Consider the following 14409-nt stretch of genomic DNA (forward strand, 5'->3'; position numbering starts at 1 on the left):
GTGGCAGCGCGGTGCTGCCGGGGGCGGGAGTGCGACCCGGTCACCCTGACCGCTCCTCGGGCCTGCCCGGTCACACGCCCGTAACTTCGCGGAAACGTCCGTGTAACGGCAAACGAGATCCGGCTCACACTTTTCTCATTCGACGTGCAGGGACCCGGAACGGCCCTGACCTGGTTACGCTCCCCGGCCAGCGACGACGGGAGACGGCGGGAGCTCATGGGGCAGCGGACCGGGCCGGCGACGCGCCGCGGCGTGCCCGGACGCCTGCCCGCCCGCTCGCCGGTGGCGGGGCTGCGCCGCCGGGGTCTCACCTTCCCCGAGGTCCTCGCGCAGTCGGTCTCCGCCCTGGCCCCGTCGGCGGCGATGGTCGTGGTGCCCTCGATCGTGCTGGTCGAGTCCGGCGCCGCGACCCTGCCGGCGTTCGGCGCGGCCACCGCACTGGTGCTGCTGGTCGGCTGGTGCCTCACCCAGTTCGGCCGCCGCATGGCCGCGGTCGGCGGCACCTACAGCTACACCGCCAAGGGCCTCGGGCCGGTCGGCGCCCTCGCCGGGGGCTGGGCGCTGCTGGTCGGCTACGCCGCGGTCGCCATGTCGGCGCTGGTCGGGGCGTCGGTCTACCTCGCCGGCGTCGTCGGCCTGCGGCCCACGCCGCTGGTGGTGGCGGCCCTGGCCGTGCCGCTCGGCCTGCTGGCCACGCTGTGCACCGTGCGGGGCATCCAGCTGTCCGCGCGGGTGGCCCTCGCCCTCGAGCTGCTGTCGACCGTCGTGGTGCTCGCCGTCCTGGGGGTGCTGCTGCTCGCCCCGCGCGGCGGGCCCGGGACCGCCGCCCCGGTGGTCGACGCGGGGGTGGAGTGGGGCGGGGTCGCGGTCGGGGTGGTCCTCGGCGTCACCGCGTTCATGGGGTTCGAGAGCGCCTCGACCCTCGGCGTCGAGGCGCGCCGGCCGCTGGTCGCTGTCCCCCGGGCGGTGCTCTGGACGCCGGCGGTGGCCGGGGTGCTCTTCGTCGCGGCCGCCGCCGCCCAGGTGGTGCTGCTGCGGGCCGCGCCGCTGGACGTGCTGACCAGCCCCGTCCCGGTGGCGGAGCTGGCCGACCGGCAGGGGCTCGGGCTGCTGCGCCGCGTCCTGGACCTCGGCATCGCCGCGTCGTTCTTCGCCTGCGTCACCGGCTCGACCAACGCGCTCGGCCGGGTGCTGTTCTCGATGGGCCGCGAGGGGGTGCTGCCGCGCGCGCTGGGGCGCACCCACTCCCGGTTCGAGACGCCGTACGTGGCGCTCGGCGTCGTCCTGCCGGCTGTGGTGGGGGTCCCGGTCGTCGCGCTGGCCGCCGGCGGCGGGCCGCGGGCGGTGCTGACCGCCTCGCTCACCGTCTCCGCCTTCGGCTACGTCGTCGCCTACACGCTGGCCTGCCTGGCGATGCCGGCCTTCCTCCGGCGGATCGGCGAGCTCACGCCGCTGCCGGCGGTCGGGGGGCTGGTCGCCGGTGTGGGCGGCTTCCTCGTGCTGGTGGCCGGCATGGCCGGCGCCTCGTGGTCGGGCGGCCGCACGGTGGTCGCCGTCTTCCTGGCCGTGATGGCCCCGGGCCTGGCCTGGACGGCGTGGCTGCGCCGCCGCGACCCCGGCCGGCTCGCCGCGGTCGGGGTCTACGACCAGGCCACCGCCAGCAGCGTGCTGCCGGGCAGCGTCCGGACGTCGCGATGACCCCCGCCATCGACCGGGGCCTCACCGGGCGGCAGCCCAAGGCGGTGCAGAGCGCGCTGGCCATCCTGGAGGCGGTGGCCCGGGCCGGGGCAGGGGTCACCGCCAAGGAGGTCGCCGAGGACGTCGGCCTGCCACCGGCCACCGCGTACCGGCTGCTCAACCTGCTGGTGGGCGAGGAGTACCTGGTCCGCCTGCCCGACCTGCACGGTTTCGCGCTGGGCCGCAAGGTGGCCGGGCTGACCGGGAGCCCGGGGCCGGCGCAGCTGTCCACCGCGGTGCGGGAGGTGATCGGGGAACTGCGGCAGCAGGTGCGCTTCGGCGTGCACCTGGTCCTGTACTCCGGTCCGGTGCTGCGCTGCGCCGACGTCGACCCCGACCACCCGCTGCTCTCAACGGCGGAGGTCGAGCGGCACCTGCACGCCACCGCCGTGGGCAAGCTGCTGCTGGCCGAGCAGCCCGACTGGCGCGACGTCGTCCCCCCGCGCCGGCTGGTGCAGTTCACCGAGCGGACGGTCACCCGCCCGGCCGACCTGGACGCCGAGCTGCGCGCGGTCGCCGACCGGGGGACGGCGGTGCAGGCCGGCCAGCTGCACGAGGGGGTGTCCTGCGCCGCCGTGCCGGTGCGCACGCCCGCCGGGGTGCTGGTCGCGGCCATCGCCGTCACCGGCCCGGGGCAGGACGAGGCGACCGCCGCGGCCCGCGCGGGCCACGCGATCGCGTTCGCCGACCGTCTGGGCCCGCTGCTCGGCTGACCCCGACGCCTCAGCCCGCCGCTGAGGTGTCCTGTTGCGCGAGGCCGGCGTGCTGCTCGCGCAGCTGGCGCTTGAGGATCTTGCCGCTGGGGTTCTTGGGCAGCGCGTCGGCGACCACGACGTACTTGGGGCGCTTGTAGCCGGCCAGCCGGTCGCGGGTGTGGGCGTGCACGTCCTCGGCGGTGATCGTCGCGCCGGGCTTGGGGACGACGACGGCGGTGACGGCCTCGACCCAGTAGGGGTGGCTGATGCCGAAGACGGCGACCTCGGCGACGCCGTCGAGGGCGTAGACGGCCTCCTCGATCTCGCGGCTGGCCACGTTCTCCCCGCCGGTCTTGATCATGTCCTTCTTGCGGTCGACGACGGACAGGTAGCCGTCGGCGGTCATGACGCCGAGGTCGCCGGAGTGGAACCAGCCGCCGGCGAAGGCCTCGGCGGTCTTGGCCTCGTCCTGGTAGTAGCCCAGCGCCGCGTGCGGGCTGCGGTGCACGATCTCCCCGACCTCGCCGGGCGGCACCGGGTTGCCGTGGTCGTCGACCAGGCGGGTCTCCACGTTGAGGGCGGCGCGGCCGGCCGAGCCGGCCCGCTCCAGCTGCTCGTGCGGCCGCAGGATGGTGGCCAGCGGGCTCATCTCGGTCTGGCCGTAGAAGTTCCACAGCTGCACGTCGGGCAGCCGGCGCTGCAGCTCGCGGAGCACCTCCACCGGCATGGGGGAGGCGCCGTAGTAGCCCTTGCGCAGGCTGGACAGGTCGGTGGTGTCGAAGTCGGGGTGCCGCAGCAGCGAGATCCACACCGTCGGCGGGCAGAACAGCTTGGTGACCCGCTCGCGGGCGACGGTGGCGAGGATGGCCGCCGGATCGGGCGCGGGCAGGATGATGCTGGTCGCGCCGAGGTAGACGTCGACGGAGAAGAAGCAGTCCAGCTGGGCGCAGTGGTACATCGGCAGCGCGTGCACCTCGACGTCCTCGGCGCTCATGCCGCCGTCGATGACGCAGGAGACGTACTGGCTGATCAGCGAGCGGGAGGAGAGCATCACGCCCTTGGGCCGGGACTCGGTGCCGGAGGTGTACATCAGCCGCAGCGGGTCGTCGTCGGCGACGGCGACCTCCGGGGCGCTGTCGTCGCCGGTGCGCCACCAGGTGTCGACGTCCTCCCAGCCGGCCGACGGCGCGGCGCCGGACAGCCCGATCCAGCCCCGCACCCCGCCCTGCACGCCCGCGGCGGCCAGCGCCTTGTCCGCGGTCTCGGCCAGGGCGTCCTCGGTGACCATCCCGGCCGCGCCGGAGTGACGGAGGATGAAGGCGATCTCGTCCGGGCCGAGCATGAAGTTCACCGGCACGAGTACCACACCGAGCTTGGCAGTGGCGAAGGCCAGCACCGCGTACTGCCAGCTGTTGTGGCTCAGCAGCGCCAGCCGGTCGCCCTTTCCCAGGCCGCGGTCGGCCAGTGCGTGCGCGGTGCGGTTCACCGCGGCGTCGAACTCCGCGTAGGTCACCCGCAGGTCACCGGCGACCACCGCGAGCTTGTCCGGGTACCGCTGCGCGGTCCGGTGCAGCAGGTCGCCGACGGAGTGCTGTCGGGCGCGGACGACGTCGGTGCTGGTCATGGCAGATCCCTCCTGGGAGCGGCACGGGTTGCGGGCAGTCTGCCGCGTGCCGCCCCGCCGGTCACGCCACCCGCGCTCAGAACCCGAGGTCGGCCGCCAGGCGGGTCTCCGGCACGTGGACGACGGCGTCGAACGCGTCGGCCACCAGCGTGGTGAGGTACCCGGAGTCCAGGCGGATGCGGTCCGGTCCGGCGTCGTCGCCGCGGGCGGCGCTCAGGTCGGCGAGGACGAGGCCGCTCCCGGCCAGGGCCGCCTCGATGCTGCCGGGCCGCGGCGGATCCAGGGCGGTGTCCTCCACCCGGAACCCGTAGGGGCCGACGTCGGCCGCGGGGTGGAGGGCGGCGGTCCGGCCGGCGCCGCTGGTCAGCCCGACGGCGACGTAGTCTCCGCCGAGCACCCGGTCCAGGTGCAGGCCCATCGGCAGCGCCTGGACCTCGCCCTCGTAGACCACCGGCGTGCGCTGGACGTGCGCGTTGTGCGCCATGACCACGACGCGGGCGTCGGAGCCGAGCCGGTCGAGCCACCAGCGGACGGTGGCGGCCATGTACCGCTCCCGCGAGGTCGCTGCCGCGGGCAGCGCCGTCCCGGCGGACAGGCCGGCGATCGCGCGGAGCTGGTGGTCGGCGGCCATCGCCGCCTCCAGCCGCCACCGGGCGACGTCGTGGCGGGCCTGGCCGACGACGTCGACGGAGGTGGGCGCGAGCGCGTCGAACCGGTCGGCCAGGCGGCTGAGTGCGGCGGTGAGCGCGTCCTGCCGGGCCGGGTCCAGCGCGAGGTAGCCGGGGGTGGACTGCGCCTGGGTCGTGCCGGCGATCCCGGCGGCGATCTCGACGGCGGCGTCCAGCAGCTGCCGGGCCGGCGGGTCGACCGCGTCGAGGTGGCCGGTCAGGAGGGGCGGGTCAGGTCGGGTCCGCGACCCGGCCCGCCCCGGGGACGCCGGCGGTCGTTACTCGGCGCCCTGGCCGGTCACGAGACCGCGGAACTCGGCGGCGGTCATCACGTGGGCGGTGGAGAACGCGAGGATGGACAACGTCCCGCGGTGGACGTCGTCGGCCGACATGGCGCCCCAGCCGACGTCCGGGTAGTCGAAGGTGCCCGTGGCGTCGGACAGGAACGCCACCTTGTAGTTGTGGAACATGGCGTCGCGCGCGGTCGCGTGGCAGCAGTTCTCCGTGGTCGTCCCCGAGATCACGACCGAGTCGATCCCCCACTCGCGGAGGACCAGGTCCAGGTCCGTGGCGAAGAAGCCGCTGTAGCGGTGCTTCTTGATGACGTGCTCTCCGGGCGCCGGCGCCAGGGTCGGGAAGATCTCCGACCCCGGGGTGCCGTCGACGAGAGCCGCCCGCTGGTCGATCGGCGGGTAGAGGTCGTCGTACAGCCCCATGTCGGAGCCGTCCTCGCGGTGGACGTGGGCGGTGTAGATCACCTTGATCCCGTTGTCCCGGCAGAACGCCAGCGTCTGCGCGAGCTCGTCGGCCATGGCGAGGGCCTGCTTGGACTGCAGGGCCGCCCCCTCGGCGACGAAGTCGTTCTGCATGTCGACGACGATCATCGCCGTCCGGGCCGGGTCGATGCGGTCGAAGGTGTAGGGCACGGGGACCTCCGGGCGAGGTGTGCGGCGGTTGGCCGGGGAACGGGGTGAGCCTCGATGTGTCATGTGATCATCGAGCGTCGTCAGTGTGACGTCTGAGCGTCCTGCAGAACACCCTCGGCGGGCCGGTCCTGCCGGGCGACTGAGGAGGTCATGACCGGGGGTCCTCCCGGGCGGGCAGACGCGCGGCGATGTCCTCCCGCAGCGCCTTCTTGTCGATCTTGCCGACCTTGGTGGTGCGCAGTTCGTCGACGATCTCTAGGTGCTCGGGCCACGTGAAGGTGGCGACGCCGGCCCTGGCGAGGGCCTGCCGGACGTCGCCGAGGGTGAGTGCGGTGCCGGGCTTGAGGACGGCGTAGAGGCAGACCCGCTCGCCGAGCTGGGTGTCGGGCATGGCGACGGCGGCGACGGAGGCGACCTGCGGGAGGAGCTGGTAGGCGAGGTTCTCCACCGCTTCGGCGCTGATCTTCTCGCCGCCGCGGTTGATCATGTCCTTGTCCCGGCCCTCGACGACGAGGTTGCCGTCGGGCCGGCGGCGGACGACGTCGCCGCTGCGATACCAGCCGTCGGGGGTGAAGGCCCGGGCGTTCTGCTCCGGCGCCCGGTAGTAGCCGCGCGGCGTGTAGGGCCCGCGGGTGAGCAGGGCGCCGGGTGTGTCGTCTGGGACGTCCCGGTCCAGCTCGTCGACGACGCGCACCTCGTCGCCGGGGCTCATCGGCCGGCCCTGGGTCGTGCAGATGACGTTCTCGGGGTCGTCGAGGCGGGTGTAGTTGAGCAACCCCTCGGCCATGCCGAACACCTGCTGCAGGGTGCAGCCGAGCACCGGGCGGACGGTGCGGGCGACCTCGTCGGCCAGCCGGGCGCCGCCGACCTGCAGCAGCTGCAGTGTCCGCAGCTGCTCGGCGCCGTGCTCGGTGGCGTGCGCCAGCCAGCGTTGGGCGACGGCGGGGACGGCCGTGGCCACGGTGACGCCCTCGGCCGCGATGGTCGCGAACACCCGCTCGGGTTCGGGGGACGGGAGCATCACGACCCGGCCGCCGGTCAGCAGCGTGCCGAGGATCCCGGGGCAGGCCAGCGGGAAGTTGTGCGAGGCCGGCAGCGTGCCGAGGTAGACGGTGTCCGGGCCGAGGCCGCAGAGCTCGGCACTGGCCCGGGCGTTGTAGGCGTAGTCGTCGTGGGTCCGTGCGATCAGCTTGGGCAGGCCGGTCGTGCCGCCGGAGAGCAGGAAGACCGCCACCGACCGGCTCGACGGTTGCTCGGCGTCCCACCGCGCGCGGACCGCGGCCGGGTCGTCGGGCTCCGCGCACAGTGCGGTGAGGTCGACGTGGCCCGGGCGCACCGGGTCGCCGACCACCAGGACGTGCTCCAGGGTGTCCGATCCGGCGCGCAGTTCCTCGGCCATCTCGGCGTGGTCGAAGCCGCGCAGCGTGGCCGGCACCGCCAGCGCCGCCGACTCGCTGTGGGCGGCGAGGTGACCGAGCTCGTGTTGCCGGTGGGCCGGCAGGGCCATCACCGGCACGATCCCGGCCCGCAGGCAGGCCACGGTGAGGACGACGAACTCCCAGCAGTTGGGCAGTTGGACGACGATGCGGTCCTCCCGCTGCAGGCCGAGGTCGTCGACCAGCCGGCCCGCCAGGGCGTCGGCGCGCGCGACCAGTGACCGGTGGGTCAGCCGGACGTCTCCGTCGACCAGGGCGCCCGCGTCGGGGTGCGCGTCGGCGGCGGCCAGCAGTTCGGCGCCCAGCGCGGCCCCGCGCCACCACCCCCTCTCGGTGTAGAGCTGCGCGAGGTCGTCCGGCCAGGGGACGACGCCCTCGGCGATGGGCGTGATGGCGCGGCTGCTGGTCATGGACGGGCCTCCTCGCCCACGGTCAGGACGGCGTCGAGCGCGAGCAGCCCGTCGGCGGTCACGCGCAGCGGGTTGATCTCCACGTCCTCGATCTCGGGATGGCTCACGAGCAGGTCGCCGAGGGCGGCCAGCGCGGACCCGAGGGCGGTGCGGTCGGCCACCGGGCCACCGCGGAAGCCGTCGAGCAGGGCCCGGCCGCTGAGCTCGTCGGCCAGCGCCCCGGCTGCCTCGGGACCCAGCGGGGCCGGGGCGACGGCGACGTCGGCCAGCGCCTCGGCCACGACGCCGCCGAGCCCGACCAGCACGATCGGCCCGAAGACGGGGTCGCGGGACGCCCCGACGATGAGGTCGACCCCGGGGGGTGCCATGGGCTCGACGAGGAAACGCGTGGCGCCGATCCCCTCGAGGGCGTCGAGGGCGGCGTCGAGTCCGGCGGCGTCCCGGATGCCCAGGTGCACGCCGCCGACGTCGGACTTGTGGGTCACCGTGGCGTCGAGCAGCTTGACCGCGAGCGGTCCGGGCAGCTCGGCCAGGGCGCGGTGCGCCGCTGCCCGGTCGGCGCAGGCCCGCCGGGGTGGGGTCGGGATGCCGAGCTCCCCGAGGAGGGCCTTGGCCTCGTCCTCGTCGAGGTCGCGGCGTGGGACGCTCACCAGCACCGGCGGGCGCGGCGCCTCGTCGCTCCGGCGGCCGCGCGCGCGGGCGTCCTCGACCAGGGCCGAGACCGCGACGGTGAGCGCCGCGGGGCCGTCGAGGGCGGGTACCCCGAGCTTGCGCAGCGCCTGCCGCTGCGGCGTCACCTGCTCGGGTGGGCCGCCCAGGGCGACGACGAGCGGTCCGGCGCCGGCGGCGCGGGCGCTCTCCACGGCCGCCGGGAGGTCGAGCGCATCGGGTTCGGCGAGCGCGTAGACGCTGAGGAGGTCGACGCCCGGGTCGGCGGAGACCGTGGCCAGGAGCCGGTCGAAGCCGGGGCCGGGGCGGCCGGTGTCCACGGGGTTGGCCTGGTAGGTCAGCGGCGGCAGCAGCTCCGCAACCGCCATGCGCGCGTCCTCGGTCAGCTGCGGGATGGCGACGCCGCGGCCGCGCAGCCCGTCGACGTGCAGGAGGGCGGGTCCGGCCTGTGCGGTGACCACGCCGACCCCGGGGTCGGCGACCGGGGGCAGCCGCAGCGCCGACAGCGCGGTGACCGCGTCGATGAGCTCCCGCTCGTCGTCGACCAGCACGGCGCCGGCCGCCCGGAGCGCGGCACGGGTGGTACGCCAGGAGGTGGCCAGGGCGCCGGTGTGCGAGCGGGCGAACTCGGCGACGTCGTTGCGCCCGACGACCAGCGCGACGACGGGAACCCGCGCGGTGAGCGCCCGGACCGCCGCGGCCAGCGCCGGCCCGTCCGGGACCGACTCCACGTGCAGCGCGACCGCCCGGGTGGTCCCGTCGTCCACCAGGTGGGTCAGCACGTCGGCGGCGGTGACGTCGACCGCGTTGCCGAGTCCGACGGCGAGCGAGACGCCGATGTCGGCCTCGCCGAGCAGGAAGGCGAGCGCGTGGTTGACCCCGCCGCTGGCCGCGACCACCGCGACCGGGCCTGCGGGCACCGCGCCCGCGGCGGGCACGAAGGTGGCGGTGAGGCTGCGGGTGGGGACGAGGAACCCGGAGGTGTTCGGGCCCAACAGCGCGATGCCGTGGTCCCGGGCGGCCGCCACCAGGTCCCGCTGGTGACCCACGCCCGGGCCCCCGGCCTCGGCGTACCCGCCGGAGCAGACCAGCGCGGCGCGGACGCCGGCCTCGCCGGCCTCGGTCAGCGCCTGCGCGGACACGGCAGCGGGCACGCAGAGCACCGCCAGGTCGATCGGGTCGGGGGAGGCGGTGGCAGCGTCGGCCACCGAGGCGAACCGGCCGGCGGCCGGGTCGACGTCGCGGGAGTTGACCCCCACCACGGTTCCCGGGAACCGGCTCAGGGAGCGGGCCATGACCGCGCCGAGCTTGCCCGGGTCGCGGGAGGCCCCGATGACGGCGATCCCGCGGGGGCCGAACAGCGGATCGAGACGGCGGACGTCACCGCCTCGCCGGCGCTCGCCGACCGCGTCCGCCAGGCCGCTGTGCCCACCGCGTGCGCTCGCACTCCCGCTCACGAGTCGACCTCCTCGGCCGGTGCGCTCACCAGGTCGGTGCGGCCGGAGAGCACGGCGGTCACGGCGACGTCGCCGGCCAGCGCCGGGTCGACCTCCTCGACCAGCAGGCTCACCACGTGGTGCTCGAGCCGGGCCGCCTCGCACAGCAGCCGGCGGGTCAGCGAAGTGCCACCGCCGACGGCGACCAGGGCGGTGCCGGCGGCCACGCCCTTGGCCACGGCGTCCAGGGCGGCGGGCAGCTGGTCCTCGCTGTCGGGGGCGGCCACCCACAGGCCCCAGGGGCCGCCGTCGTCGGTCGCCCCGGGCAGCAGGGGGAGCGGACCACCGGGCAGGTGGGCCGCTCCGTCGCCGACCACGACGACCCGCCCGTCCAGCCGCTGGCCGGCGACCTCGAGGGGGCTGGCCAACGGCTCGGCGCCGTGGACCTCGCGCCAGCGGTCATGGACGCCGGCGATGAACGCGTCGTCACGCCGGCGCAGCTTCGACTCGCTCAGGCTGCGGGTGAAGAAGTGGTAGGCGAACTGCCACGCCGGGAGCGCGTCGTGGGACCGGCCGAAGTGCTCCCACCACGACAGGCTGGGGCGCGCGGAGTCCTGGATCTTCGCGACCTGCGGCTGTCGGACGGTCTCGTAGGCCGCAAGGGCGGTGTCGAGGTCGTCCCCGTGCTCGTCGAGGGCGGAGACCAGCGCGACGGCGTCCTCCATCGCCATCTTGGTGCCGGAGCCGACGGAGAAGTGCGCGGTGTGGGCGGAGTCGCCGAGCAGCGCGATGGCGGTGCTGCTGACGCGGTGCTGCCACCGGCGTGCGCGCCGGGTGCGGAAGTTGCCCCACCGCGAGTTGTTGACCAGCAGCGGGTGCCCGTCGATCTGCCCGGCGAAGAGGTCCTGCAGGTAGGCCCGGGTCTTCTCGTCACTCGGGCCGGGGGGCTGGGTGACGTCGAACCCGTCGAGCCCGGCGGCCCGCCACGTGTCCTCGTCGGTCTCGACGATGAAGGTGGAGACGCCATCGCCGATCGGGTAGCCGTGCACCGCGAAGACCCCGTGCGGGCCGCGCTCGTGGACGAAGGTGAGACCGTCGAACGGGTACGTGGTCCCCAGCCAGATGAACTTGGCCGTCGCGGTCTCGGCCGAGGGGTCGAAGACGTCGGCGAACCGGTCCCGCACGCGCGAGTTGGCGCCGTCGGCGGCGACCACCAGGTCGTATCCCGCAGCCAGGAGCTCGTCCGGCTCGATCTCGGTGGAGAACCGGACGTCGACGCCGGCCTCCACGGCGCGCCGCTGCAGCAGGTCGAGCAGCGTCCGACGCTCCACGGCGGCCATGCCGTTGCCGTGGCACAGGAACCGCTCGCCGTGCAGCCGGACCTCGATCGGGTCCCAGTGCACGCCGTGCTCGGTGAGCGCGTCCCGGACGACCGGATCGGCCGCATGGATGCCCTCCAGCGTGGCGTCGGAGAACACCACACCGAAACCGAAGGTGTCCTCGGCACGGTTGCGCTCGAAGACGGTGACCTCCCGATCCGGTCGACTGGTCTTCGCCAGCGTGGCGGCGAACAGACCGCCGGGGCCGGCTCCCAGTACCGCTGTGCGCATCGTGCACCCCCCAGTCCGCATATGTCATCAAGCACGTTGAGCGGCACAAGACTGACACACATGATCGCCCTGGGCAACGTCGACCCGGGTGCCCCCATCGGGTGCGTGCCGCCCACCTGCCGGCGCCACGGCGACGGGCCGGCCGGACAATCACCCGCAGTGGCGAGACCGGTCGCCGCGAGCACCGAGGAGAGCTGGATGAGACCGCGGTCCGTGGTGTTCGACCTGTTCGGCGACCACCTGCGCTACCACGGCGGCGCCGCACGGATCCAGGCACTCGTCGAGCTCCTGGAGGTGTTCGGCGTCGGCGAGCCGACCGCCCGCATCGTCCTCGCCCGCATGCGCAAGGAGGGGTGGTTCGACACCCACCGGCAGGGTCGACAGGCCGTCTACGCGCTGACCGACCGGGCCTGGCGGCTGCTGGACGAGGGGCGCACCAGGATCTTCGAGCGGGTCCACCCGTCCTGGGACGGCCAGTGGCGCATGGTCATCTACGCCGTGTCCGAGCAGGACCGTGCCGAGCGCGAACGGCTGCGCCGCACGCTGTCCTGGCTCGGCTTCGGGCCGCTGGCCACGGCGACGTGGCTCAGCCCCCATGAGCGGCTCGACGAGGTGGAGCGCGCCCTGGCGGACACGTCGGCCAGGCTGGACCTCCTCACCTGCCGGTCCCGTGGCCGGGCGGCGGACCTCGACATGGTCGAGCGCTGCTGGGATCTCAAGGCGCTCGGCCGCGACTACCAGGACCTCGTCACCCGCCTGGAGGGCCTGCCCATGGCCGCCGAGCTCGCCGCGCTACCCGGTCCGGAGGCGCTGCGGCAGCGGATCGAGCTGGTCTCCAGCTACCGGCACTTCCCGTTCCGGGACCCCGACCTGCCGGCGGAGCTGCTGCCGGACGACTGGCCCGGCCGCCGGGCCCACGAGCTGTTCGTGGCGGCGCACGAGGCCCTGGCCCGGCCGGCCGACGCGTTCGTCACGACGGTGCTGGGGCGGCACGGATCCTGAGGCGCTGCCGGCCGTCCGGCCGCAGCGGGGAGCCGTCGCGGCCGAGCAGCCGGGTGGTCACGTCGTCGGAGAGCAGCGGCGAGGAGAGCGGAGTGGGCGGGGTGCGGCGCAGTCCCCACCGGGAGACCCGGTGGGGACTGCGGACTGCCGCGTCAGGACCGGAACCGGCCCCGTCGATCAGATGTCGTAGTACATCGCGAACTCGTGCGGGTGCGGGCGCAGCCGGATCGGGTCGATCTCGTGCTCCCGCTTGTACTCGATCCACGTCTCGATCAGGTCCGGGGTGAAGACCCCGCCGTCGATCAGGTACTCGTGGTCGGTCTCGAGGTTGTCGAGGACCGCGTCCAGCGACGCCGGGACCTTCTCGATGCCCAGGGCCTCCTCGGGCGGCAGCTCGTAGAGGTCCTTGTCGACCGGCGCCGGAGGCTCGATCTTGTTCTTGATGCCGTCGAGGCCGGCCATGAGCATCGCCGAGAAGGCGAGGTAGGGGTTGGCCGACGGGTCGGGCACGCGGAACTCGATGCGCTTGGCCTTGGGGCTGTCGCCGGAGATCGGGATGCGGCAGCAGGCGGAGCGGTTGCGGGCGGAGTAGACCAGGTTGATCGGCGCCTCGTAGCCGGGCACCAGACGGTGGTAGCTGTTGACCGTCGGGTTGGTGAAGGCCAGCAGCGACGGGGCGTGGGCCAGCAGGCCGCCGATGTAGTGGCGGGCGGTGTCGGACAGGCCCGCGTAACCGGTCTCGGCGTGGAAGAGCGGCTCGCCGTCCTTCCAGAGGCTCTGGTGGCAGTGCATGCCGGAGCCGTTGTCGCCGTAGAGCGGCTTGGGCATGAAGGTGGCGGTCTTGCCGTGCGCCCAGGCGGTGTTCTTGATGATGTACTTGAACAGCATCAGGCTGTCGGCCGACCGCAGCAGCGTGTCGAACTTGTAGTTGATCTCGGCCTGACCGCCGGTGCCGACCTCGTGGTGACCCCGCTCGAGCTCCAGGCCCGCGTTGGTCAGGTTGGTCATCATCGTCGAGCGCAGGTCGCTGTAGTGGTCGTAGGGCTCGACCGGGAAGTAGCCGCCCTTGGCGCGCGTCTTGTAGCCCAGGTTCGGGCCGCCGTTCTCGCCGGTCAGGGCACCGGAGTTCCACGAACCCTCGACCGAGTCGATGTGGTAGTAGCCCTCGTTGATGCCGGTCGAGTGCCGGATCGAGTCGAAGATGTAGAACTCCGCCTCCGGCCCGAAGTAGGCGCTGTCGGCGATGCCGCTGCTGGCCAGGTAGGCCTCGGCCTTCTTCGCCACGTTGCGCGGGTCGCGGCTGTAGGCCTCGCGCGTGATCGGGTCGTGGATGAAGAAGTTGACGTTCAGCGTCTTGTGCACGCGGAACGGGTCGAGGAAGGCGCTGTTCGCGTCGGGCAGCAGCAGCATGTCCGACTCGTTGATCGCCTGGAACCCGCGGATCGAGGAGCCGTCGAAGCCGAGGCCGTCGGTGAAGGTGTCCTCGCCGAACGTCGATGCCGGGATGGTGAAGTGCTGCATGACGCCGGGCAGGTCGCAGAAGCGCACGTCGACGTACTCGACGTCGTTGTCGCGGATGTAGGCGGCGACCTCGTCGGGACTGGTGAACATCGATCCTCCGGGTGTGGGCGGACAGCCGAACGGAAAACTACGAGCGCGGAGTTGCCCCGCAGTGTCTCCGGTGTTTCGGAGCGGTAACAACGGTGCGGGCGTGTCGCCGGGGTCGGTCGCGGGGGCCGGGCGTAGGACGGGTCCTACGCTGGCGGTCATGGTCGGGGACGTGCAGCCACCCTCTCAGGAGCATCGCCGCGGTGCGTCGCTGGGGCTGCCGGCCGACGGCCCCGGGTCCCTGGCGACCTTCAGCAGCCGGGCCGGCGCGTTCGTCGTCGACGCCATCGCCTCGGCGCTCGTGGCGGGGCTGGTCACTGCGCCGGACCTGCCCGGCAACTGGAGCCTGCTGTCCTTCGGCCTCGTCACCGTGCTCGCCCTGGTCATCTTCGGGCAGACGCCGGGGATGCGCCTGTTCGGGCTGCGCCTGGCACATCCGCGGCCGGGCGCGCGCCTGGCGCCGTGGCGGGCCGTCGTCCGGACGGCGCTGCTCATGCTGCTGGTCCCCGCGCTCGTGGTGGACGGCGACGGCCGCGGACTGCACGACCGGCTCACCGGCACCGCCGTCGTCCGCGACTGAGGACGGCC

11 protein-coding genes are annotated in these 14409 nt (G+C 74.1%); 4 read left to right on the forward strand and 7 right to left on the reverse strand.

What is annotated here, in order from left to right; all coding sequences use genetic code 11:
- The first annotated feature begins 216 nt into the window (after positions 1 to 216).
- Both CRP39_RS03645 and CRP39_RS03650 read left to right on the forward strand, forming a co-directional pair.
- Positions 217 to 1698: an APC family permease gene (locus CRP39_RS03645; RefSeq protein ID WP_097204425.1), complete on the forward strand. Its 1482-nt coding sequence runs from the start codon at positions 217 to 219 to the stop codon at positions 1696 to 1698.
- Entirely contained in the window at positions 1695 to 2450 is a 756-nt protein-coding gene (locus tag CRP39_RS03650) for an IclR family transcriptional regulator (RefSeq protein ID WP_097204427.1), read from the forward strand. The genes CRP39_RS03645 and CRP39_RS03650 overlap by 4 nt, the downstream gene beginning before the upstream one ends.
- 10 nt (positions 2451 to 2460) lie before the next feature.
- On the opposite strand, the gene CRP39_RS03655 is transcribed toward CRP39_RS03650, so the two are convergent.
- The 6 genes from CRP39_RS03655 to CRP39_RS03680 all read right to left on the reverse strand — a co-directional run bounded on the left by CRP39_RS03655 (position 2461) and on the right by CRP39_RS03680 (position 11211).
- On the reverse strand, positions 2461 to 4056 hold the full coding sequence (locus CRP39_RS03655; RefSeq protein WP_097204428.1) for an acyl-CoA synthetase: 1596 nt from the start codon (positions 4054 to 4056) through the stop codon (positions 2461 to 2463).
- Positions 4057 to 4132: 76 nt separating this feature from the next.
- Entirely contained in the window at positions 4133 to 4945 is an 813-nt protein-coding gene (locus CRP39_RS03660) for an erythromycin esterase family protein (RefSeq protein ID WP_097204430.1), read from the reverse strand.
- 57 nt (positions 4946 to 5002) lie between these two features.
- Positions 5003 to 5650, reverse strand: a complete 648-nt coding sequence (locus tag CRP39_RS03665) for a cysteine hydrolase family protein (RefSeq protein WP_097204431.1) — start codon at positions 5648 to 5650, stop codon at positions 5003 to 5005.
- Between the two features lie 148 nt (positions 5651 to 5798).
- Positions 5799 to 7496: a (2,3-dihydroxybenzoyl)adenylate synthase gene (locus CRP39_RS03670; protein ID WP_097204433.1), complete on the reverse strand. Its 1698-nt coding sequence runs from the start codon at positions 7494 to 7496 to the stop codon at positions 5799 to 5801.
- A complete protein-coding gene (locus tag CRP39_RS03675; protein WP_216359595.1) occupies positions 7493 to 9622 on the reverse strand; it encodes an acetate--CoA ligase family protein in 2130 nt (709 codons plus the stop codon). The genes CRP39_RS03670 and CRP39_RS03675 overlap by 4 nt, the downstream gene beginning before the upstream one ends.
- Positions 9619 to 11211: an FAD-dependent monooxygenase gene (locus CRP39_RS03680; RefSeq protein ID WP_097204434.1), complete on the reverse strand. Its 1593-nt coding sequence runs from the start codon at positions 11209 to 11211 to the stop codon at positions 9619 to 9621. Before CRP39_RS03680 ends, CRP39_RS03675 begins: the two co-directional genes overlap by 4 nt.
- A gap of 198 nt (positions 11212 to 11409) precedes the next feature.
- On the opposite strand from CRP39_RS03680, the gene CRP39_RS03685 reads away from it, so the two are divergent.
- Positions 11410 to 12213: a PaaX family transcriptional regulator gene (locus CRP39_RS03685; RefSeq protein WP_097204436.1), complete on the forward strand. Its 804-nt coding sequence runs from the start codon at positions 11410 to 11412 to the stop codon at positions 12211 to 12213.
- Positions 12214 to 12390: 177 nt separating this feature from the next.
- Here the strand turns inward: CRP39_RS03685 and glnA are convergent, their stop codons facing one another.
- Positions 12391 to 13824: a type I glutamate--ammonia ligase gene (gene glnA, locus CRP39_RS03690; protein WP_097204437.1), complete on the reverse strand. Its 1434-nt coding sequence runs from the start codon at positions 13822 to 13824 to the stop codon at positions 12391 to 12393.
- A gap of 169 nt (positions 13825 to 13993) precedes the next feature.
- On the opposite strand from glnA, the gene CRP39_RS03695 reads away from it, so the two are divergent.
- Positions 13994 to 14401, forward strand: coding sequence for an RDD family protein (locus CRP39_RS03695; RefSeq protein ID WP_245853543.1), 408 nt, complete (start codon positions 13994 to 13996; stop codon positions 14399 to 14401).
- Positions 14402 to 14409: the final 8 nt, after the last annotated feature.

This window comes from Geodermatophilus sabuli (genome assembly GCF_900215145.1).
Lineage (GTDB): Bacteria > Actinomycetota > Actinomycetes > Mycobacteriales > Geodermatophilaceae > Geodermatophilus > Geodermatophilus sabuli.

Bases quoted from the DNA above. Each gene is read 5' to 3' on its own strand.
- CRP39_RS03655 (WP_097204428.1), bottom strand. From the start codon at position 4,056: ATGACCAGCACCGACGTCGTCCGCGCCCGACAGCACTCCGTCGGCGAC.
- CRP39_RS03670 (WP_097204433.1), bottom strand. From the start codon at position 7,496: ATGACCAGCAGCCGCGCCATCACGCCCATCGCCGAGGGCGTCGTCCCC.
- glnA (WP_097204437.1), bottom strand. From the start codon at position 13,824: ATGTTCACCAGTCCCGACGAGGTCGCCGCCTACATCCGCGACAACGAC.
- CRP39_RS03685 (WP_097204436.1), top strand. From the start codon at position 11,410: ATGAGACCGCGGTCCGTGGTGTTCGACCTGTTCGGCGACCACCTGCGC.
- CRP39_RS03680 (WP_097204434.1), bottom strand. From the start codon at position 11,211: ATGCGCACAGCGGTACTGGGAGCCGGCCCCGGCGGTCTGTTCGCCGCC.
- CRP39_RS03650 (WP_097204427.1), top strand. From the start codon at position 1,695: ATGACCCCCGCCATCGACCGGGGCCTCACCGGGCGGCAGCCCAAGGCG.
- CRP39_RS03645 (WP_097204425.1), top strand. From the start codon at position 217: ATGGGGCAGCGGACCGGGCCGGCGACGCGCCGCGGCGTGCCCGGACGC.